A 19706-nucleotide genomic window follows, 5' to 3' on the forward strand; every position below is an offset into this window, starting at 1 on the left:
AGGGGGGATCAAATCCTCGACCCCTTTCGCTTTTGAGGACTGCCGCTCCCGGTAGTTTTTTGCGCGTGAGAAATAAGAATTTTTTTTGATGATTTTTGAGGTGTTTCGCTATGAGTACCGGAGTGAGATCGCCGGGTGGAGGCCGTAAGCCGAAGAAGACCGGAACGCAGGTCAGTTCTCTGACTCGTGCAGTTTCACCGCCGGATGAACTGCTGGGTGAGATGGCGATCGATGCCTGGAAACGAACCTGTAAAATTCTGATTAATCGTGGTTCGTTTGAAATGGAGGACTGCTATCTGCTGATGGAATATTGCAATACGGTGCAGCTCCTTTACGACGCGAACCAGGAAATAAAAGCTGATGGGATTGGGGATGAAACTGCTGCCGGTGGGCAGAAAATGGGAGCTGCAGTAAAGGCGCGGGATAAGTATATCTCACAGCTTATCCGTCTTAGCGTAGTTCTGAAACTTGATCCCAACAGCAGAGCCAGAAAACGCGCGCCGGGCGAAGAAAGTAAATCCGGCAATGAATTTGACGAATTTTGATTGGGACGATGTTCCCAATTCTTAGGGACTTATTATGGCCGCGTACCCGAGCGTCAATATGGCGAACCAGTATGCGCGGGATGTGCTGAACGGGAAAATACTCACCTGCAAGAGCATCCAGCTGGCATGCCAGCGCCATTTTAATGATCTGAAAATTTCTCTCGATAAGGATTATCCCTACCGGTTCGACCGTGAACTGGCGGAACGTGCCTGCCGTTTCGTTCAGCTTTTACCGCATTCCAGCGGTGATTTAGCCGGTCAAAAACTGAAGCTGGAACCCTGGCAGGCGTTTGCATTCAGCTCAATTTTCGGCTGGGTCACGAAAAAGACCAAAAAGCGCCGATTTCGCGAAGCGTATATCCGGGTGGCCAGGAAGAACGGGAAATCGTTTTTCGCGGCAGGCATAGGCACGTACATGTTCTGCGCTGATGGTGAAAACAGCGCGGAAGTGTACTGCGGGGCCACCACGATGGCGCAGGCGAAAAAGGTCTTCACCCCAGCCAGGCAGATGGCAGACCGCCTTCCGTCGCTCCGTTCAAAATTCAATATTTCGGTCTGGGTTGACAGCCTGACCCGTCCTGACGGTTCGCTGTTCGCGCCCATCGCCGGGAAGCCTGGCGACGGTGACAGCCCTCACTGCGCGATCATTGATGAATATCATGAGCACGATACGGATCACATGTATGAAGCCATGACGCTGGGCATGGGCGCACGTTCGCAGCCGCTGACGCTTATCATCACCACGGCGGGTACGTCGCTGGAATCGCCATGCTACGACAAGGATAAGCAGGTCAAGGAGATGCTCAACGGGCATGTGCCTAACGACCGCCTGTTTGGCCTGGTTTACGAGCTCGATGAAGGGGACGACTGGACCGACCCGACCAACTTCATTAAAGCGAACCCTAACCTCAACGTGTTGATATCGTATGACGATCTGCTGGCGGAGATGGAGGTCGCTAAACAGGTTCCGCGCAAGGCCAACGCCTTTAAAACGAAGCGTCTGAATATCTGGGTATCCGGTAAAGCCGCGTTCTACAACATGACGCAATGGCATGCCGCCGCCGATAAATCCCTGCGCTACGAGGACTTTGCAGGAGAGGATTATTACCTCGGTCTGGACCTCGCCCAGCGTCTTGATCTTAACGCGGGTGTTGGCGTTTTCGTCCGCGAAATTGAGGGTAAGAAACATTACTACTGCATCAGGCCGAAATTTTGGGTACCGGAGGACACGGTCCGGAGCACGGACCCGAAAATTGCCAAAACTGCAGACCGGTATGTGAAGTTCGTCGAAATGGGGGCGCTTGAAGCGACAGATGGGGCAGAAGCGGACTATCGCGAAATCCTGGCCAGCATTATCGACCTTCAGGAAATTGATAAGGTCCGCGTCAGCGAAATCCCCATCGACCCCAGCGGGGCCACGGCACTCAGCCACGAGCTGCAGGACCACGGGTTTGAGCCCATTTCTATCCGGCAGGACTACACCAACATGTCGCCGCCGATGAAGGAGCTGGAAGCGGCGCTCGCTGGCGGTCGTTTCCACCATGACGGGAACCCGGTCCTGTCATGGTGTATCAGCAACGTTATCGGAAAAAATGTCCCCGGAAGCGACGATATCGTCCGGCCGACGAAGGGCGACAAGCAGTCAAAAATCGACGGCGCGACAGCGCTGTTTATGGCTATCGGCCGCGCAATGCTGAACGGTCGGGCCAGCAATCAATCCGTTTATGATGAGGAAGACGTCGCATGTTAACGGCAATTATTACTTTTATGATCGGCCTGTTCGGCGCGGCGCTTATCTCGTTTGGCGCGTGGATGGTGTTTCCGCCTGCAGGCGTTATTGCTGCAGGCGTGTTTTGCCTTCTGGCATCCTATTTTGCTGCCAGAGCCGCTGCGCCTGCGAATGATTCTCCAGGGGGTAACTGATGTTCATTCCTCAGTTCTTCCGGGGCAGGTCGCGTCCGGGAGGGAGTAACTGGACAACGGTTCTCGGGAGCGTCAGCGCCAGCAAGAGCTCATCGGGCATGCTGGTTACGCCGGAAACGGCAATGGGGATTGGGGCCATACGCGCCTGCGTAACGCTCCTTGCCGAATCCATCGCCCAGCTGCCCGTCGAGCTTTATCAGCGCGACGAAAAAGGCGGTCGGCGCAGGGCAACGGATCATCCCCTGTACGATGTAATCCACTCCCAGCCGAACAGAAAGGACACCAGCTTTGAGTATTACGAACAGCAGCAGGGCGTGCTGGGGCTTGAGGGTAACAGCTATTCCCTGATTGACCGGCACGGCAACGGCGATATCGCTGAACTGATACCGATTAACCCCAAAAAGGTCATCGTCCTGAAAGGGCCGGACGGGATGCCGTATTACGAGCTGCCTGAGCTGGGTGAAACGGTGCCGATGCGCATGATGCACCACATCAAGTATTTCTCGCTCGACGGGTACATCGGCACCTCACCGATTCAGACGAACGCGGACGTTCTCGGGCTGGGCATGGCTGTTGAGCAGCACGCCGCGCAGGTGTTCGCCCGTGGCACCACGATGTCCGGTGTGATTGAGCGCCCCAAAGAGGCGGGAGCCATCAAGAGCCAGGCGTCAATTGACAAGCTTCTGGCCAAATGGACGGACCGGTATTCCGGTGTGCGAAACGCCTTCAGCGTGGCGTTGCTGCAGGAGGGCATGAGCTATAAGCAGCTGTCGCAGGACAACGAAAAAGCGCAGCTGCTGCAGTCGCGCCAGTGGACGGTAAACGAGGTGTGTCGGCTTTACAAAATCCCGCCGCACATGATTCAACTTCTCGACAAATCGACCAACAACAACATCGAGCACCAGGGGCTTCAGTACGTGATGTACACGCTGCTGGCCTGGCTGAAGCGCCATGAAGCGGCGATGATGCGCGATTTGTTGTTACCCAGCGAGCGTCGCGACTTTTACATCGAGTTCAACGTCTCGTCGCTACTACGCGGCGATCAGAAATCGCGTTACGAGTCCTACGCGCTGGGCCGCCAGTGGGGCTGGCTGTCGGTAAACGATATCCGGCGCATGGAGAACATGGCCCCGGTAGAGGGCGGCGACAAGTATCTGACGCCGCTGAATATGGTCGATACCAGCACCGTTCACGGGCTGGATAAAGCCACCCCCGCGCAGATAAGCGAAATCAGCGCAATCCTGCAGCGAACTGCATAAAACCTGATTATCAGGCTCTCACAGGTATACACAATGTCGAAATTAATCAACCTGCCGCACCTGGCTGACCAGGTGTTCGGGGTGCCTCACTACGCCACGCGGCAAATCATGGACTCGGTGAAGTCGATCCTGGTTCCCCGCCTGCAGGGCATGAATGTGGCCCCGCTGGAAATGGCCCTGGGGCCGGATGAGTCACAGGAAACGAATGAACCTCAGCAAAGCGGCGGCGTGGGCGTTATTCCTGTCCACGGCATCCTGGTCCCCCGGCGTGGCCAGATCGTGAATATGTGTACGGAGCTGAACAGCTACGAGCGTATTCGCGGCCAGCTGGCTTCCCTTCTGAACGACCAGGGCATTAAAGAAATCGTGCTCGATATTAACTCGGGCGGCGGCGCGGTATCGGGCTGTAAGGAGCTGGCTGACTACATTTACCAGTCGCGCAGCGTGAAGCCCATTACGGCCATCGTGAACTTCAGCGCGTTCTCTGCGGCGTACTTTATCGCGTCGGCCTGCAGCAAAATTATCGTCAGCGAAACCAGCGGCGTGGGCTCCATCGGGGTCATCCTGGAGCACATGGAAGCATCGAAATGGGAGGAGAGCGTGGGGCTGAAATTTACCACGTTCTCGCGCGGCGATAACAAGAACAACGGCTCCCCACATGAACCGCTGACGGAGCTGGCCACGTCCCAGATACAGGCGATGATCGACGGCGCATACCAGACGTTCACGTCCTCCGTCGCGCAGTATCGCGGCATAGATATCGACGCCGTTATCGGCACCCAGGCCGCGCTGTATTTCGGGCAGAACGCCATAGCGGCAGGGCTGGCAGATGAGATGTCCGATCCTCAGTCAGCCATCAACGCGATTGCCGCGAAATACAAACCCTCGCCCCAGCAATCCAGTATCCAGTTACGTGCTGCTGTTATGGATCAGCAGGCCCGTATGTAACCCGACGCGAAGCGTCACCGTAAGCAGCCAGATGGCTGCTTTTTTTATGCGTAAAAGAGAGAAAAACGATGAACAAAATCGAAGAACTGCGTCGCCAGCGTGCGGGTATTAACACTCAGGTTCAGGCCCTGGCACAGATTGAAATGAACGGCGGCACGCTGAGCGCGGAGCAGCTGGAGCAATTCACTGGCCTGCAGGCTCAGTTTGATGAGCTTTCGGCATCCATTGAGCGCCTGGAAGCGGCAGAACGCCTCGCCGCCACCACGGCGGTTCCGGTGAAGGCTGCGCAGAACGGTCGTAACGCACCGGCAGTGCATGTGAAAGCCGAGCCGCCACAGTATAAAGGTGCAGGCATGACCCGCATGGTGATGGCCATCGCGGCAGGTAAGGGCGACCTGCAGCAGGCCGCCGCGTTCGCTGCGGAAGACCTGAACGATCAGGGGCTGTCGATGGCGATCAGCACAGCTGCCAATTCCGGCGGCGCGCTCGTTCCGCAGAACATGCAGAACGAGGTGATTGAGCTTCTGCGCGACCGCACCATCGTGCGTAAGCTCGGGGCGCGAAGCATCCCGCTGCCGAACGGTAATCTGGCGATCCCGCGACTGGCCAGCGGCTCAACGGCCAGCTATGTCGGTGAAGGCAAGGATGTGAAGGCGAGCGGTGCGACCTTCGATGACGTCAAACTGAACGCCAAAACGTTGATCACCATGGTGCCAATTTCCAACCAGCTGATTGGACGCGGCGGCTTCAACGTCGAGCAGTTGATTTTAGACGACATCATCAGCGGCATTTCCACCCGTGAAGATAAGGCGTTCCTCCGCGATGACGGCACCAACGACACCCCGAAAGGGATGAAGGCCGTGGCCACGGCGGGTAGCCGCACGCATGCGTGGATTGCAGATGACGAAGTGAACCTGCAGACCATCGATACCTACCTTGATGCGCTGATCCTTATGGCGATGGACGGTAACAGCAACATGCTGAAGTGCGGCTGGGGTATGTCCAACCGCACCTACATGAAGCTCTTCGGCCTGCGCGACGGGAACGGCAACAAGGTTTATCCGGAAATGGCAGCGGGTATGCTGAAAGGCTATCCGATTGAGCGCACCTCTGCTATTCCGGCGAACCTGGGCACGGGCGGCAAGGAGTCTGAGATTTACTTTGCGGACTTCAACGATGTCCTGATTGGTGAAGACGGCGCAATGGTGGTCGATTTCTCCCGCGAGGCGACCTACATCGATGCAGACGGGAACACCGTTTCCGCGTTCGCGCGTAACCAGTCCCTGATCCGCGTCATCATGGAGCACGATATCGGCTTCCGCCATATCGAAGGCCTGGCGCTGGGTACCGGCGTTACCTGGTAATATTCCGACAATCGTGATTAACAGCCCGCCCTGTGCGGGCTTTTTTACAGGTGAACATCATGGCTCCTAAAACCAAAAACACTCAGAAAGACGATACCGCCACCGACGCCAACGCCGAGCCAGCGGTAACGACTGCAGCTGATACTTCAGCACCTGCACCAGACGTTAACACCGGTTCTGCAGGCGATGCCGGTGATGGTACCGAACCCGGTCCGGACGGCGACGATACGGATTCAGGTGGTGATGCGAAACAGGACGAAACCCCAGAGGAACGTATGTCAAAACTGACTGGAAAAGTCGCTGCGGTACAAAACGGGCGCGTTGCGGTGACGTTCCTTGGCCCGTTCAGCCGCTACAGCCGTGGCGATGTGGCCTGCTTTGACAGCGCCGTCGCTCAGGACATGGTGGACCGAAATATCGCCGTCTGGGCAAAAGATGCAGAACGCGCCCTTCAACCGAATAAGGACGATGACGCGCATGATACTGACATTGGCTGAAGCCAAAACCCAGCTGCGCCTCGAGCTGGATTTTGATGAGCACGACAGCCTGCTGACCAGCCTGATTGACGCGGCTCAGCGCAGCATCGAGCGCAGCTACTACTGCAGGCTGGTAGAGAACCAGGCGCAGCTTGACGCACTGCCTGACGGTGAGACGGGTTACCTCATTGATGAAGATATCAAGCTGGCCGCGAAGATGATGGTCTCGCAGTGGTATCTGAATCCCACCGGCACGGCAGAAGGTTCGCCGTCCGATTTGGGCGTTGAGTACCTGCTGTTCCCGCTAATGGAGCATACCGTATGAGTGACCCCCTGCGCCCCGGCGAGCTGAACTGCCGGATAACACTTAGCTACATGGAAACAGAACGCGGGGAGCTCGGCGAGACGCTTCCGGCCCGTGAGGTGAGCGCCGGAAAGGCCTGGTCCAGAAAGGAGCTGGTCTCCGGGCGGAAGGTCCGGACGCTGGACCAGCAGCAGGTCGTCGAAACGTGCCTCTTCACGCTGTACCCGCGTAAGGTTGACGTGGACTGGAAGGTATCGACAGCGGACCGGGTATATACCGTTCGCAACGTCGAGCGCCTGACGGATCGGATAATCATCACCGGAGAGGCGGATTCACGCCATGATCGAGTCAGCAATTAAAACCGCCGTCGAGCGGATTACCGGGCTGGATACGTACCCGCTGCTGCTTCCGGATACGGTGCAGGAAGGCGCGACGTTCCAGCGTATTTCCGACCCGCAGGTTGGTGACGGACTGAGGCGGACCGGGCTGTCCGAGGTCCGGATACAGATTTCGCTTTATGTTGTCGACCGGTACACGTCGCTGCTTCAGTTCGACGGGGCGCTCTGGGCTGAATGGAAGGAAATTGTTCATGGCCAGCTGGAGGGTCAGCCCGTCCAGTACGTTGAGCGCGGAGGCATACAGCAGGGGAAAACCACGCTTCCCAACAACCGCATCCAGTACCGGCTGGTGCGCGACTTCATCTTCACCGTTCCGGAGTAAACGCCATGCAGATGGACATTAAATTCCCCACCGGGAAGGAGTTTGACCGGCTGCTGGAAAGCATCGACAAGAAAGTCGGGGTGAAACTTCTGCGCGATGCCGGACGCGCCGCGCTTGCGGTCGTTGAGCAGGATATGCGGCAGCACGCCGGTTTTGATGAGGAAAGCATCGGGCCGCACATGCGCGACTCCATCAAAATCCGCAGCACCAACGTGGCAGAGACCTCGCGCTATAACACCATCGTTACGCTGCGCGTCGGTCCCAGCAAAATTCACCACATGAAAGCGGTGGCGCAGGAGTTCGGCACCGTCAAACAGGTCGCCGACCCCTTCATTCGTCCGGCGATGGACTACAACGTTCAAAAAATCCTTAAAGTGCTGGCCGCAGAAATCCGGCTGGGCCTCGAAGGGCGTTAGCAATCAGGAGAGAGTAAATGGCAGATCCAGAAATCAAATCCCCGTCAGAGTACGCGGTACTCCCTGCGGGTACCGAGGTTCGCTACGGTCAGAAGGGCGCAACCATTACCACCGCCGCGCTTCTGCAGAGCGCGATGGGGATTGGGGCCACGGGGAAAAAAGGCACCTTCCTCGAAGTGACGCGCCTCATCGACAAAGAGCCGAAATACATGGCCGACATGGGCGAGGGCGAAGATAAAACGCTCGTCTTCATTGACGATCCATCCGATACCGTGCAGGAAGCGCTGCTGAGCGACGCCGATGCGAAAAAAACGGTGGTCTTCTTCATGAAGTTCCCCAACAAGCGCATTTCAGAAGTTGAACTGGTGCTGGCTGGCTGGAGCCTGCAGGCCGTTGACACGCCGAAAGGCAAAGTGCTGCAGGTTGAGGTCTACGGCAAGCAGAACAGCGTTAAATGGTCCGTTGAGCAGCCAGCCGGTGGCGGCGAGTAACCCTCTATTTCCCCGCGCCGGTCGCGGGGCTTTTTACTGATGAAACAGGATAAAAAACATGAACTACAAATCCCTTATCAACCCACTGAATACCACCGTTGAAAAAACGCTCCTCGGCCAGAAGGTGTATCTTCGCCGCCTGACCAGCGCCGAGCTGGATGACTATAACGACAAAGTTGAAGCCGGACGCCAGGCCAGGCTTCCGTCGCGAGAGCTATCGGCGATGGGGGTAAACCTGTTTCTGGCAGCGCTGGTCAATGAAGACGGCAGCAAGCCCAAAGCCAGCGAACTACCCACTGCAGAACAGCTGATGGCCGCCCACGCGAACGCCGATCTTCTCGACGCGGTCACGCTCGTTCAGCGCCATTCTTACGGCACGCTGGAGGAAGCCACAAAAAACTAACCGACTCGTCCCATCTCAGGATGCTGTTCACGCTGGCAGACCGATGGGACGAGCCGGACCCCCGCAAAATAGCCGAGCTTCCGGCGAACATACTGACCCACTGGCAGGCCTATTTCGATCTCCTGAGAACGGAGGCCGAAACGTCAGCGCCGGTGCATTCTCCTCCGGTGACTGCTGCGCAATCTGAAAGCGACCAGCAGTTCGCTGACTGCTTCAGGATATTAGGACATGGCTGCTGACGTTGCGTCATTGGCTGTCGCGCTGCATCTCAACTCCGCCAGCTTTAAATCACAGTTTGCTGATGCTATGCGAACGGCGGACAGCAGCGCCCAGCAATTTAACAGGAAAGTCCAGACGGACAACCAGAAAACCCGGCAGTCGTTTGAAGGGCTGGGAAAGGGGATTACCGGGCTGGACGCCGACTTTAACAAACTTGGCAAAACGGTCGACAAACGCCTGACCGGGCTGGATGAAATGCGTGGTCTGCTGGCCAACATTTCAGCTGGCAGCACGGTTGCCGGAAGTTCTATCACGACGGCGCTGGTTTCGGCCCTCAGCGAGGGTATGAGCACCGCGCTGGATAACAGTATTACCGGCCTGAAATCACAGCGACAGGCCCAGATTGAGTTTACCCAGGCGCAGATAAGCGCCGCGCAGGGCTCGATAGAGAACGCCAGGCAGCTGCGTGCTGAAGCTATCGAGAAGCAGAATATTGCGGTTAAGACCATTGAAGCCGCCCGTGCCGACCGCGAGCGCGCCTTTGCGCTCGATGAGCATTTTGCCAAACAGGCCGAGGTGAACAAGCAGTACGGGCTGGCCGTCAGCTATGAGGCCGAGCACGTTAAAAACGCCAGAACCATTCAGGAGGCTAATCTTGCTGAAGCGAAGGCGAAGGGCAGTCTTGCAGAAGCGACGAAAACGGTGCTGGCAGCTGATATCGCCGAGTCTGCCGGTAAGCAGCAGCTGGCCACCTCAACGCGCCAGCTCGCCGTGGCCAGCCAGGAGTTATCTCTTGGCCAGCGAGCTGCTGCAGCCAGCGTAGGCCTGCTGCGCGGAGCAATGGCGATGGTCGGCGGTCCTGTCGGGCTGGCCGTTATTGCCGTCGCCGGTGCGGTGACCGCGATTTACTCGGCCTACTACAACAGCGAAGCGGTCATTAAAGGGTATACGCAGGCGTTACAGAAATCCGGCCAGCAGTCCGTTATGTCGGTGATGTATCTGCAGAACCTGACCTCCAGCCTCGGTGATTCAGATCGCGCCGTTAAGGCGGTTACGGCATCCGTGTCGGCGGGTTTCGGCGGCAATATGCTGGAGCAGGTCGCCAGCCTCGGCACGCGAATGGAGGAAATCGGGCAGAGCTCCGACGATCTCGTGTCACTGCTGTCGAGCCTGAAAGGCGATCCGCTGCAGGCGCTTCAAAAGCTGACCGACCAGGGGATTTTGCTGAACGGCAGCATGATAGACCAGATAGTCACGCTCGAGCGCCAGGGGAAAACCTCTGAAGCAACGGCGCTGCTGCAGCAGGCGGCGATGAATGACCTTGATACCAAACTCAAGGAGCAGGAATCGAATGTAGGTGGGCTGAAAAGCGCCTGGAAATCGCTGAAAGATTTTGTCGCAGATGCGTTCAAAACGATGGGAGACGCGCACATCGCCACCGCGCAGGCGATGGCTGCGGATGCAGGCGTTGACCTCGATACCACTCCCGACCCGGCAATCAAGCAGCGTGAAGAGGCGGAAAAGCAGTATCAGGCGCAGAAAAAGCAGCGTGAAGAAATCTCAAAGCGTCTGAAGGATGAAAACACGCTTTCAGGGCTGCTAAAAGCCGGTACATCGCGTGAAAAAGAGCGGGCCGATGCCGTTGCGCTTGTTAATGCCAATTTCACCAAAGGAACGACTGAATACACGCAGGCAATGCGCGGCATCGACAAAATGTATGCCGAGCAGAAAAAATCCCGCGAGAAGGCGTACAGCGACGATGCTGCAACTACCCGCCTGAATCAGCTTCGGCAGGAAGAGGCCGCGCTGCGCTCCCAGAACGAACAGACCGATACGCTGACGCAGTCGGAAAAGAAACTGGCGCAGTTCAACCAGGAAATCGCGGACCTCAAGGAGAAGCGCATCCTGACCGCTGGCCAGCGCAGTATTCTGGCGCAGGAAACGGAGCTGCGGCACCAGCTGGAGATTAACGCCAGCCTGGATAAAGCCAACCAGCAGCGCAAACTCGGCCTTCAGATTCAGGAGCAGAACCAGGAGCTTTATCGCTCAACGCTGCAGCTGCAGCAGGAATATGCTAACAGTGTCGCCCAGATGACCATGAGCTCCGATGCCTATGACCAGATGGTAGCAGAGCAGCAGGTCCGGGAGCGTTTTGCAAAGCTCCGGGAAGAGCAGGATAAAACGATTGCCGATCACAGTTCCGAACTGTACCGAAAACAAACTGAGGTGCTGAGGGATGAAGAGCAGAAGCAGCTGGAGATTGTCCGTAGCGGTGCAGAGCGGAAAAAGCAGGTAGAAGGGTCATCGTTTGACGGGATGAAAAAAGGGCTGACGGACTGGCGGGTTAACGCTGAAAACCAGTTCACCCAAGTTCGCGACATTGCCATAAACGCGATGGATGGCATGGGTACTGCCCTCTGGAATGTTGCGTCGAAGGGAAAGGGAGAGTTCAAATCGCTGTCCGTATCCGTTATCGACGATATTGGCAAGATGATCACGAAGATGCTGATGCTGAACGCTATCAAATCCGGTGCTTCAGCGCTGGGTGTGAGCAGCTGGTTCGGTTGGGCTGACGGGGGCTATACCGGCGACGGCGGAAAGCATGACGTCGCTGGTGTGGTTCACCGTGGCGAATGGGTGGTTCCGCAATCTGTGGTCAAGAAGCCTGGCATGCTCAGTTTCCTGAATCAGCTTACTTACGGCAACGGCTACGCCGAAGGTGGGCTGGTCGGTGGCGGCGTGGCAAAACCATCCGGCGATTCGTATTCGCAGCCCTCTGCTGACCTGGGCAACCTCCATTTCTCTTTAACTATTCCGCTGCAGGTCATTCAGCAGGGCGGCGGGAGCCAGGAACCTTCCTCAAAAAGCCAGGAGCTTCTGACCAGCGAGACCAAAGCCCGACTTAAGCAGTTTGTTATTGAAACGCTTGATCGCGAACTGGCCAACGGAGGCATGATTGACACCAAAATGAGGACGGCCTGATGGCATTGCAGACGTTTACCTGGTCTCCGCGTAATGGCCCCGTGGGAGACTTTAAGTACCGAACCAGCAGCGTACAATACGGCGATGGCTATGAGGCAGTAACCGGAGAGGGCATTAACCCGGAGACGCAATCATGGCCATTAACGTTCACCGGTATGAATGAGGATATGAAGCCGGTGCTCAAGTTTTTGCGCGAGCATGGCGAAGTCAAAGCATTCAAATGGACCAACCCGTTGGGTGAACTTGGTCTCTACCGCGCATCGCAACTGAAGGTCACGGCTCTTGATTTTGCACGAATGACAATTACAGTCACATTTGCGACGGCATATCGGGCCGAGCCAATATAAATCTGAGGGATATTAATATCATTTTGCTATGATGCTTTCTTTGAAATAAGGGAATGTTGTCATGCTTAGAATATGTGGTTTTGTAGTTCTGGCTCTAGGTGTTATATGCATCATCATGGGCCTTGATATGGATGTCACGGTGAGCTCAGGCGCTCAGATGAACGTATATAATACGGGGCTGATTGCCTCCAGACAGATGACTGTCTCTATCGGGTGCTCACTTCTGGTCACCGGTGCAATTCTTTTGTCTGGTGGTGTGTTAAAAGAGGCGATTATCAAGAGTGCCTTACCACACGTGAAAGCAGACACTGAATCTCCTGTTCATGAATCCAAATTTGTAGAGAAAAGGGCCGATGGTAGTTTTATTCTTAATGAGGATGCGGTTCGTCATTATGCGGAAAAATTGCATAAAGAAATGCCAGATAATACCGCGCTTTCCGTTATGGTCACTAACGCACCACATATTGAAAGAATAAAATCGGGAATGCCTTCTGAATTAGCCAAGAAATTTGAAAGGCTACTTGAGACAAATTTGCAAGCCATTAAATAACGTCTAAAAGGCACCTTTGAAACCCCGCATTGCGGGGTTTTTTGTTATGGGGTCGCGCTCCTAATGAGAGGTTTTTATGGGGATAACCGCTGACGATCAAAAACTCGAGCCCGACAACAAGATCGTCCTGTTTGAAGTTGATGGTACCGCGTTTGGGGCCGATGTTCTCTATTTCCACAACCACGCAGTAGCGTACACGGAAGAAGAAATCCTCGCTGCCGGTGATGATGAATCGGAACTACCGGGTAAGCCGATTTACTGGCAGGGCATCCGATACGATCTCTGGCCATGCCAGATTGAGGATATAGAAGCCAACGGTGACGGAACGCCGGTATCGCCAAAATTATCCGTTGGGAATCTGGACGGTTCGATCTCCGCGCTGTGCCACCTTTTTCAGGATATGAAGCAGGCCAAGGTCACCATCCACCGAACGTATGCGCATTACCTCGATGCCAGTAATTTCCCGGACGGGAACTCACAAGCCGATCCGACTGCCGAGCAGCTGGAGGTGTTTTACATCGACAGCAAAACGGCAGATAACGAAACGGACGTCCAGTTCAAGCTGAGCTCGCCTGTTGACGTGACCGGACAGAAGGTTCCGGCCAGACAAATGACCAGCCGGTGCGCCTGGTGCCTGCAGGGCCAGTATCGGGGTGCGGACTGTGGTTACACCGGCACGAAGTATTTCGACAAGTTCGGCAACCCGGTTGATAACCCTGCTGATGACGTCTGCTCCGGAACGGTCGCAGGTTGCAAGCTGCGCTGGGGGGAAGATGAGCAACTGCCGTTTGGCGGCTTTCCGGCGATTGCGATCACGAGGATTTAATCATGCTGAGCCAGCGACTTATTACCGCCATTGAAAAACACGCTGCTGCAGCTTATCCCCATGAATGTTGTGGCCTGATTATTCGCGCCACGCGCCAGCGCCGGTACATCCCCTGCAGTAATTCACACGAAAATCCCACAGAGCACTTCATGATATCTGCGCAGGCCTGGGCTGATGCTGAGGATATGGGGGAGGTGCTGGCCATCGTTCATTCACATCCGGATGCGGGGCCGCACGCTTCCTCCGACGATCTGAAGTCGTGCCACGACTCCGGATTGCCCTGGGTGATTATGTCGTGGCCAGGCGGTGAGTACACTGTGACAACACCGGCAGATACACCACCGATTCTCAAGCGGCCCTTTATACACGGCAGCTGGGATTGCTACGGGCTCATCCGGGACTGGTATCAGCAGGAGTGGGGCATCGAATTGCCTGATTTTCACCGTGACGACAACTGGTGGACGCGCGGCGAAAACCTTTACGTAAAACACTATGCCGAAGCGGGATTTTATTCTCACGCCGACGAACTGCAGGTAGGGGATGTGATCCTGATGCAGTACAAGGCAGAAGAAATCAACCATGCAGGCATCTATCTGGGCGACGGGAAAATGCTGCACCACATGTACGGCAAACTGAGCGACGTCGTTCCCTACGGCGGCATGTGGCGCGAGAGAACAATGTTAACACTGAGGTACCAGAATGGCGATGAACACAGTTGAGAAAATCGTGCTTGTGCGGCTCTATGGCAAGCTCGGCACTTTATTTGGACGTGAGCACCGCCTTTCCGTTTCCTCGGTGCGGGAGGCTATCAGGGCGCTTTGTATCATGCTCCCCGGCTTTGAGCGCTGGCTCGATACGAGTGAAGGACGTGGCGTGACCTACAGCGTGTTTAACGGCTCCCGCAACGTGACTGCAGAAGAGCTGCACCTGAACGGTGTGCATGACGTTATCAGGATTGCGCCGGTCATTATCGGCAGTAAAAAGGCGGGAGTGTTCCAGACCATTTTCGGCGCTGTGCTGGTAGCGGTGGGTTTTGCGCTGAGCTTTACGCCAGCTGCTGTGGCCTCGCCGTTCCTCTACAAAATGGGGGCGGCAATGGCACTTGGGGGCGTTGTCCAGATGCTCACGCCCAGCGGCACTCAGGGCATGACGATGGACTCCGGTGATACCCGGAAAAGTTATTCGTTTGGCTCCCCAATCAACCAGTCTGCAGCGGGGAACGGCGTCAATCTTCTCTTCGGTAAGCGTCTTGTCGCCGGTGTTCTTATCAGCGGCGGCATCTATGCAGAAGAACAGCAATAACGCTTATCTCGCGACATGTTTAATTTTCCCGCTCAGGCGGGTTTTTTTTGCCCGGAGTTTGCATATGGCAGTAATCAGGGGTTCGAAAGGGGGCGGTGGCGGCGGTGATAAAGGCGGCAATCGCGGTACCGAGATCGCCTCCGTAGCGTACATGAAAATTCTGCTGGCGCTGACCGAGGGGGAAGCTGCAGGAGACTTTACCGGTAAAGATATTTATCTCGATGGTACACCACTGCTTGATGATGCTGGCAATGAAAACTTTCCTGGCGTGACGTGGGAGTGGCGCAGCGGCACCGTGGATCAGGATTATATTGCTGGTTTCCCGGCAGTAGAGAATGAAATCAGCGTTGGCACGGAGCTGAAATACGGGACGCCGTGGGTTAAATCCATTAACAACACCCAGCTTTCTGCAGTACGCCTGCGGCTTAAATTTCCGAACGGGGTTTATAAACTGCGCGACAGCGGCGGGAAAGATGGCTACCGGATAGCGTTCGCTATCGATATTTCAACCGATGGCGGTTCCTACGTTGAATACGGCACGGATGAGGCGGACGGCATTGCCGCAGCCGGGTATGAACGGAGCTATCGAATTGACCTGCCGGCAGCGACATCCGGCTGGCAAATCCGCGTCCGACGCCTGACGGAAAATACCACTGATGGGCGGCATGCGGATACTTCGCGCATTGAATCAATGACCGATATTGTCGATGCCAAGCTGCGCTATCCGCACACGTCGCTGCTGTTCATCCAGTTTGATTCGAAGCTGTTTGACGGCAGAACGCCAAACGTCACCGTGGAAATGAAGGGGATAATCGTTCGCGTACCAGCGAACTACGATCCTGTTACCCGCACCTACAGCGGCACCTGGGACGGAACCTTTAAGTGGGCATGGACAAACAACCCCGCCTGGATTTTTTACGATCTGGTGCTGAACAAACGATACGGTCTGGGAAAACGGATCACCGCAGATTTAGTCGATAAATGGACCCTGTACCAGATTGCACAGTACTGCGATGCGCAGGTTTCGGACGGTGCAGGCGGGAAAGAGGCGCGGTACCTCTGCGATTTGTACATTTCCCAGCGTACCGATGCATGGACCGTGCTGATGGATTTGGCGAACATCTTCAGGGGGATGATCAGCTGGTCCAACAATCTTCTGTCCGTTGACGCCGATATGCCCCGCGAGCTGGACCCCGATTTTGTGTTCAACAAGTCGAATATCGTGGGCGCGTTTAACTTCTCCAGCACATCGGAAAAGACGAACTACTCGTCAGCAATCGTCACCTACAGCAACCCGGCCAACGGCTATCAGGACGATCAGGCCAGCGCCTGGGTGCCGGAAGTCTCTAACCGGTTCGGCTTTAACACCATAGAGCTGTCCCGCATCGGGTGTACGCGGGAATCAGAAGCGCAGCGGCACGGGCTTTACGCCATTGAAACCAACCGCGATGACAATGGCGTGGAGTTTAAAACAGGGATGGAAGGGCGCATCCCGCGTATAGGCAAGGTGGTCGGCATCAGTAACGCCCCGCTGGCCGGTCGCGAGAACGGCGGTCGCGTAGCTGCAGCCTCTGGAACGAAGGTCACGCTTGACCGTATTACGACTGCGAAAGCGGGGGACACGCTTATCGTTAACCTTCCCACCGGCAAATCCGAAGGCAGAAAGGTGAAAAGCGTCTCCGGACGCGCAGTGACCGTTGAGACAGTGTACAGCGTTACCCCAAATGCTGAATCAGCCTGGGTGCTTGACCAGCCTGATTTAGCCATTCAGCTATTCCGTGTTAAGCGGATTATGGTTAATTCGGATAACACGGTCACCATTAACGGCCTGCCTTACAATCCGAACAAGTTTCCGCGCGTTGATGACGGCGCGGTTATTGAAGACAGGCCCGTCAGCGTAGTGCCGCCACGCGGACAGGGAATGCCGGAAAATATCACGCTCTCAAGCGTGTACCGCGTTGAACAGGGGATAGGCATCACCACGATGGTTGTTACGTGGGATACCGTCAAAAATGCCGTTGCCTATGAGGCGCAGTGGCGTCAGAACAACGGCGACTGGATTAACGTTCCGCGCACCGGCAACACGCGCTTTGAGGTCGACGGAATTTACTCCGGGCGCTACGTGGTCCGAATCCGCGCGGTTAACGCGCTCGATATCGCATCCCTCTGGGCAACGTCAGCTGAGACGGAGCTTACGGGTAAGGTCGGAAAACCACCTATGCCCGTGAATCTCGCCACGCAGCCGTTGGTGTTCGGGATCGGCATTTCCTGGGGATTTCCATCCGGGGCGCAGGACACGCAGAAGACAGAAATACACTACAGCGCCACGGCGAACGGTGATTCTCCGTTACTACTGGCAGACGTGCCTTATCCCTCATCGTCCTATCAGCAAATGGGGCTGCTCGCCGGAAAATCGTTCTGGTACCGGGCAAGGCTCGTTGATCGCCTCGGCAATCAGAGCGACTGGACCGAGTGGGTATTTGGCCAGTCGAGCACGGACGTATCTGATATCACCGATTCCATTCTCAAGGAGATGGAGGAAACAGGTCTACTGAAGGATGTGGTTGAGAATGCCGTCGACAGCAATGAAAAAATTGCTGGCATGGTTAATGACATCAAACAGGCCAATGACGAACTGGAGCTGCAGGCGAAGGATATCGCCCAAAACGCCCAGAACATTGGGAAGGTACAGACCAGCGTTAATGAGCTTTCCAGCACGGTCGGGGATGTTTCGTCTTCACTCAGCCAGCTTGAGCAAACGGTAGCAACAGAAGATGCCGCCCTGGGCCAGCGAATCGACAGCATCAGCGTATCCATGGACGGCATGACGGGGGGGGTGAAGAACTCAGCCATCGCCATTATCCAGAACGGGCTGGCGCAGGTGGCCACACGCAAAAGGTTATCCGCAACGGTCGCCGGTAACAGCGCTCAGCTGGACCGTATTGACGAGGTTATCGTTAACGAGAAGGAAGCAACCGCGCGCTCGCTGCTGAGCCTGCAGACGGACGTTAACGGCAACAAAGCATCCATCAACAACCTGAATCAGACGTTCTCGGATTACCAGCAGGCTATGGCCACGCAGGTAAACAGCATCACGGCGACCGTTAATGGCCACACTTCTGGGATCACCACCAATGCGCAGGCCATTGCGAACGTCAACGGCGACCTGAAGGCGATGTACAGCATTAAGGTCGGGTTATCCAGCAACGGCCAGTATTACGCGGCGGGGATGGGGATCGGCGTGGAGAATACGCCATCCGGGATGCAGTCGCAGGTTATCTTCCTGGCTGACCGCTTCGCGGTAACGCACCAGGCAGGAGCGACCGTTACGCTTCCGTTCGTGATTCAGAACGGGCAGACCTTTATCCGAAATACTGTGATTGGTGAAGGGACTATCGACAACACCAAAATCGGCAGCTACATCCAGTCCACAACCTGGGACGGCACGGGGAACGTTGGCTGGCACATCAACAAGTCAGGCTACGCGACGTTCAACAACGTGACCGTTCGTGGTTCGATTTACGCCACAAACGGTAATTTTTCTTTCAATGGCTCCGGCAACACAACGGTTATCAATGGTAATGGCGTAACCATCAATATACCGGGTGGTGGCCGGATTGTACTGGGGACATGGACATAAGATGCCGACAGGATTATTGATAGAACTGAATGACGGCGGAAAGCGTATGGAGATAACGGCGGGCCTGAGATGTCCGTCGTATGGGGCCAGTTTTGACAGTGGCTACCAGAAAGCAAAATACGCGGATATTGCCGGTTATGTTTCAGGAGCGCAGGTGCTGTTTATACCGCATGCGACTGCCTATGTTGATTCAGGGCTGTGGCATAAAATGAATTCCGTCACTATCTCTGGTGGGAGGGTTACGCAAAATTCGAGGATGCAGGCGCTGGGTATAAGTGAGAGGGATAGTACCTATACCTTTCCCGGTAGTGTCTGGCAGATATTCCCGACAGGTCAGCGAAGTGGGGTTGGCCTGTTCATCAGCGACAGTACTGACTTCACCTCGATAACCAATGCCACGCAGTCAGGGCAGTGTATCTGGAAGGGTACCGTAAGTGTTCCGACCGGAGGATGGGCGGTTCCCACTATAGCAGGATACGACAAGTCGGAGTACGTCGTTTTCGGGCGCTGTAATAGCGGTAACACGATTGACTTCGACGGTTACACGGTCAGATTCTTCAGCCCTCCGTCCACGAACGATGATGCCCCCGCAACCGGCACGATAGACATCGTTATTTTTGCCAGTGGCGTAGCGCCGCAGCCTGGTACCGGCCTCAATATTTTTAATGCTGCAGGGGCCTGCACGTTTTCAACAACAAGACGGCCTTTCGTATATCTCAATCAACTCTGGACACCTTCAACAAGCGCCGTGAATATCGGCAGCGGGTATGTTCCGCTCGGCAGGTTTGGTCTGATGGTACATATGGTCAATGGCATGTATGTGTATCGAATGTTCGGAATAAAAATACAGAACGGCAGCGCTTCAGTTCAGGGCGGAAAATATCTTGGTCGTGAGCAATATGCCATTTTCGGTAATAACACGGTGACGTCGCTCAGCCTTCCTGTTCTGCCCGATATGTACGTCTGAATACACTGCCTAATTAAATCAACC

21 protein-coding genes are annotated in these 19706 nt (G+C 55.6%); all 21 read left to right on the forward strand.

Going from position 1 to position 19706, the window contains the following annotated elements:
• Positions 1–110: 110 nt before the first annotated feature.
• The 21 genes from ACTJJA_RS04615 to ACTJJA_RS04715 all read left to right on the forward strand — a co-directional run bounded on the left by ACTJJA_RS04615 (position 111) and on the right by ACTJJA_RS04715 (position 19682).
• Entirely contained in the window at positions 111–545 is a 435-nt protein-coding gene (locus ACTJJA_RS04615; protein ID WP_029485139.1) for a P27 family phage terminase small subunit, read from the forward strand.
• Between the two features lie 34 nt (positions 546–579).
• Positions 580–2295 (forward strand): terminase large subunit, encoded by a 1716-nt coding sequence (locus ACTJJA_RS04620; protein ID WP_440666425.1) that lies wholly within the window; start codon positions 580–582, stop codon positions 2293–2295.
• Entirely contained in the window at positions 2289–2468 is a 180-nt protein-coding gene (locus tag ACTJJA_RS04625) for a hypothetical protein (protein WP_010433111.1), read from the forward strand. The genes ACTJJA_RS04620 and ACTJJA_RS04625 overlap by 7 nt, the downstream gene beginning before the upstream one ends.
• A complete protein-coding gene (locus tag ACTJJA_RS04630; protein ID WP_050861117.1) occupies positions 2468–3727 on the forward strand; it encodes a phage portal protein in 1260 nt (419 codons plus the stop codon). The genes ACTJJA_RS04625 and ACTJJA_RS04630 overlap by 1 nt, the downstream gene beginning before the upstream one ends.
• A gap of 33 nt (positions 3728–3760) precedes the next feature.
• On the forward strand, positions 3761–4675 hold the full coding sequence (locus ACTJJA_RS04635; RefSeq protein WP_440666427.1) for a S49 family peptidase: 915 nt from the start codon (positions 3761–3763) through the stop codon (positions 4673–4675).
• A 68-nt stretch (positions 4676–4743) separates the two neighbouring features.
• Positions 4744–6039 (forward strand): phage major capsid protein, encoded by a 1296-nt coding sequence (locus ACTJJA_RS04640; RefSeq protein WP_440666429.1) that lies wholly within the window; start codon positions 4744–4746, stop codon positions 6037–6039.
• A gap of 59 nt (positions 6040–6098) precedes the next feature.
• A complete protein-coding gene (locus ACTJJA_RS04645) occupies positions 6099–6536 on the forward strand; it encodes a hypothetical protein (protein WP_440666431.1) in 438 nt (145 codons plus the stop codon).
• Positions 6517–6840, forward strand: a complete 324-nt coding sequence (locus ACTJJA_RS04650) for a head-tail connector protein (protein WP_440666433.1) — start codon at positions 6517–6519, stop codon at positions 6838–6840. The genes ACTJJA_RS04645 and ACTJJA_RS04650 overlap by 20 nt, the downstream gene beginning before the upstream one ends.
• A complete protein-coding gene (locus ACTJJA_RS04655) occupies positions 6837–7178 on the forward strand; it encodes a phage head completion protein (RefSeq protein WP_410379154.1) in 342 nt (113 codons plus the stop codon). The genes ACTJJA_RS04650 and ACTJJA_RS04655 overlap by 4 nt, the downstream gene beginning before the upstream one ends.
• Complete coding sequence (locus tag ACTJJA_RS04660) at positions 7159–7539, forward strand: hypothetical protein (protein ID WP_238460571.1); 381 nt, start codon at positions 7159–7161, stop codon at positions 7537–7539. The genes ACTJJA_RS04655 and ACTJJA_RS04660 overlap by 20 nt, the downstream gene beginning before the upstream one ends.
• A gap of 5 nt (positions 7540–7544) precedes the next feature.
• On the forward strand, positions 7545–7955 hold the full coding sequence (locus tag ACTJJA_RS04665; RefSeq protein WP_080317436.1) for an HK97-gp10 family putative phage morphogenesis protein: 411 nt from the start codon (positions 7545–7547) through the stop codon (positions 7953–7955).
• A 17-nt stretch (positions 7956–7972) separates the two neighbouring features.
• Positions 7973–8446, forward strand: coding sequence for a hypothetical protein (locus ACTJJA_RS04670; RefSeq protein WP_042863340.1), 474 nt, complete (start codon positions 7973–7975; stop codon positions 8444–8446).
• A gap of 58 nt (positions 8447–8504) precedes the next feature.
• The gene (locus tag ACTJJA_RS04675) at positions 8505–8849 is read left to right on the forward strand and encodes a phage tail protein (protein WP_440666436.1); all 345 of its coding nucleotides are present in this window, start codon (positions 8505–8507) and stop codon (positions 8847–8849) included.
• Between the two features lie 228 nt (positions 8850–9077).
• Positions 9078–12050: a phage tail tape measure C-terminal domain-containing protein gene (locus ACTJJA_RS04680; protein ID WP_440666438.1), complete on the forward strand. Its 2973-nt coding sequence runs from the start codon at positions 9078–9080 to the stop codon at positions 12048–12050.
• Entirely contained in the window at positions 12050–12397 is a 348-nt protein-coding gene (locus tag ACTJJA_RS04685; protein ID WP_068794909.1) for a phage tail protein, read from the forward strand. The genes ACTJJA_RS04680 and ACTJJA_RS04685 overlap by 1 nt, the downstream gene beginning before the upstream one ends.
• 61 nt (positions 12398–12458) lie before the next feature.
• Positions 12459–12947 (forward strand): hypothetical protein, encoded by a 489-nt coding sequence (locus ACTJJA_RS04690; RefSeq protein ID WP_104440090.1) that lies wholly within the window; start codon positions 12459–12461, stop codon positions 12945–12947.
• 76 nt (positions 12948–13023) lie between these two features.
• Positions 13024–13773, forward strand: a complete 750-nt coding sequence (locus ACTJJA_RS04695; protein WP_440666441.1) for a phage minor tail protein L — start codon at positions 13024–13026, stop codon at positions 13771–13773.
• Positions 13774–13775: 2 nt separating this feature from the next.
• Positions 13776–14492 (forward strand): C40 family peptidase, encoded by a 717-nt coding sequence (locus ACTJJA_RS04700; protein WP_440666443.1) that lies wholly within the window; start codon positions 13776–13778, stop codon positions 14490–14492.
• Positions 14473–15075: a tail assembly protein gene (locus ACTJJA_RS04705; protein WP_440666445.1), complete on the forward strand. Its 603-nt coding sequence runs from the start codon at positions 14473–14475 to the stop codon at positions 15073–15075. The genes ACTJJA_RS04700 and ACTJJA_RS04705 overlap by 20 nt, the downstream gene beginning before the upstream one ends.
• A gap of 64 nt (positions 15076–15139) precedes the next feature.
• A complete protein-coding gene (locus tag ACTJJA_RS04710; protein WP_440666447.1) occupies positions 15140–18715 on the forward strand; it encodes a host specificity protein J in 3576 nt (1191 codons plus the stop codon).
• 1 nt (position 18716) lies between these two features.
• Positions 18717–19682 carry a DUF6453 family protein gene (locus tag ACTJJA_RS04715; protein ID WP_440666449.1) on the forward strand — a complete coding sequence of 322 codons (966 nt, stop codon included), beginning with the start codon at positions 18717–18719 and terminating at the stop codon, positions 19680–19682.
• Positions 19683–19706: the final 24 nt, after the last annotated feature.

Source organism: Enterobacter sp. 22452 (assembly GCF_052045065.1).
In the GTDB taxonomy this organism is placed as follows: Bacteria; Pseudomonadota; Gammaproteobacteria; order Enterobacterales; family Enterobacteriaceae; genus Enterobacter; species Enterobacter mori.

What these genes read in the sequence shown, in the direction of transcription:
- ACTJJA_RS04635 (WP_440666427.1), top strand. Translation starts at nt 3,761, where the DNA reads ATGTCGAAATTAATCAACCTGCCGCACCTGGCTGACCAGGTGTTCGGG.
- ACTJJA_RS04645 (WP_440666431.1), top strand. Translation starts at nt 6,099, where the DNA reads ATGGCTCCTAAAACCAAAAACACTCAGAAAGACGATACCGCCACCGAC.
- ACTJJA_RS04690 (WP_104440090.1), top strand. Translation starts at nt 12,459, where the DNA reads ATGCTTAGAATATGTGGTTTTGTAGTTCTGGCTCTAGGTGTTATATGC.
- ACTJJA_RS04710 (WP_440666447.1), top strand. Translation starts at nt 15,140, where the DNA reads ATGGCAGTAATCAGGGGTTCGAAAGGGGGCGGTGGCGGCGGTGATAAA.
- ACTJJA_RS04660 (WP_238460571.1), top strand. Translation starts at nt 7,159, where the DNA reads ATGATCGAGTCAGCAATTAAAACCGCCGTCGAGCGGATTACCGGGCTG.
- ACTJJA_RS04670 (WP_042863340.1), top strand. Translation starts at nt 7,973, where the DNA reads ATGGCAGATCCAGAAATCAAATCCCCGTCAGAGTACGCGGTACTCCCT.
- ACTJJA_RS04620 (WP_440666425.1), top strand. Translation starts at nt 580, where the DNA reads ATGGCCGCGTACCCGAGCGTCAATATGGCGAACCAGTATGCGCGGGAT.
- ACTJJA_RS04700 (WP_440666443.1), top strand. Translation starts at nt 13,776, where the DNA reads ATGCTGAGCCAGCGACTTATTACCGCCATTGAAAAACACGCTGCTGCA.
- ACTJJA_RS04665 (WP_080317436.1), top strand. Translation starts at nt 7,545, where the DNA reads ATGCAGATGGACATTAAATTCCCCACCGGGAAGGAGTTTGACCGGCTG.
- ACTJJA_RS04615 (WP_029485139.1), top strand. Translation starts at nt 111, where the DNA reads ATGAGTACCGGAGTGAGATCGCCGGGTGGAGGCCGTAAGCCGAAGAAG.
- ACTJJA_RS04650 (WP_440666433.1), top strand. Translation starts at nt 6,517, where the DNA reads ATGATACTGACATTGGCTGAAGCCAAAACCCAGCTGCGCCTCGAGCTG.
- ACTJJA_RS04640 (WP_440666429.1), top strand. Translation starts at nt 4,744, where the DNA reads ATGAACAAAATCGAAGAACTGCGTCGCCAGCGTGCGGGTATTAACACT.
- ACTJJA_RS04625 (WP_010433111.1), top strand. Translation starts at nt 2,289, where the DNA reads ATGTTAACGGCAATTATTACTTTTATGATCGGCCTGTTCGGCGCGGCG.
- ACTJJA_RS04695 (WP_440666441.1), top strand. Translation starts at nt 13,024, where the DNA reads ATGGGGATAACCGCTGACGATCAAAAACTCGAGCCCGACAACAAGATC.
- ACTJJA_RS04675 (WP_440666436.1), top strand. Translation starts at nt 8,505, where the DNA reads ATGAACTACAAATCCCTTATCAACCCACTGAATACCACCGTTGAAAAA.
- ACTJJA_RS04715 (WP_440666449.1), top strand. Translation starts at nt 18,717, where the DNA reads ATGCCGACAGGATTATTGATAGAACTGAATGACGGCGGAAAGCGTATG.
- ACTJJA_RS04685 (WP_068794909.1), top strand. Translation starts at nt 12,050, where the DNA reads ATGGCATTGCAGACGTTTACCTGGTCTCCGCGTAATGGCCCCGTGGGA.
- ACTJJA_RS04680 (WP_440666438.1), top strand. Translation starts at nt 9,078, where the DNA reads ATGGCTGCTGACGTTGCGTCATTGGCTGTCGCGCTGCATCTCAACTCC.
- ACTJJA_RS04630 (WP_050861117.1), top strand. Translation starts at nt 2,468, where the DNA reads ATGTTCATTCCTCAGTTCTTCCGGGGCAGGTCGCGTCCGGGAGGGAGT.
- ACTJJA_RS04655 (WP_410379154.1), top strand. Translation starts at nt 6,837, where the DNA reads ATGAGTGACCCCCTGCGCCCCGGCGAGCTGAACTGCCGGATAACACTT.
- ACTJJA_RS04705 (WP_440666445.1), top strand. Translation starts at nt 14,473, where the DNA reads ATGGCGATGAACACAGTTGAGAAAATCGTGCTTGTGCGGCTCTATGGC.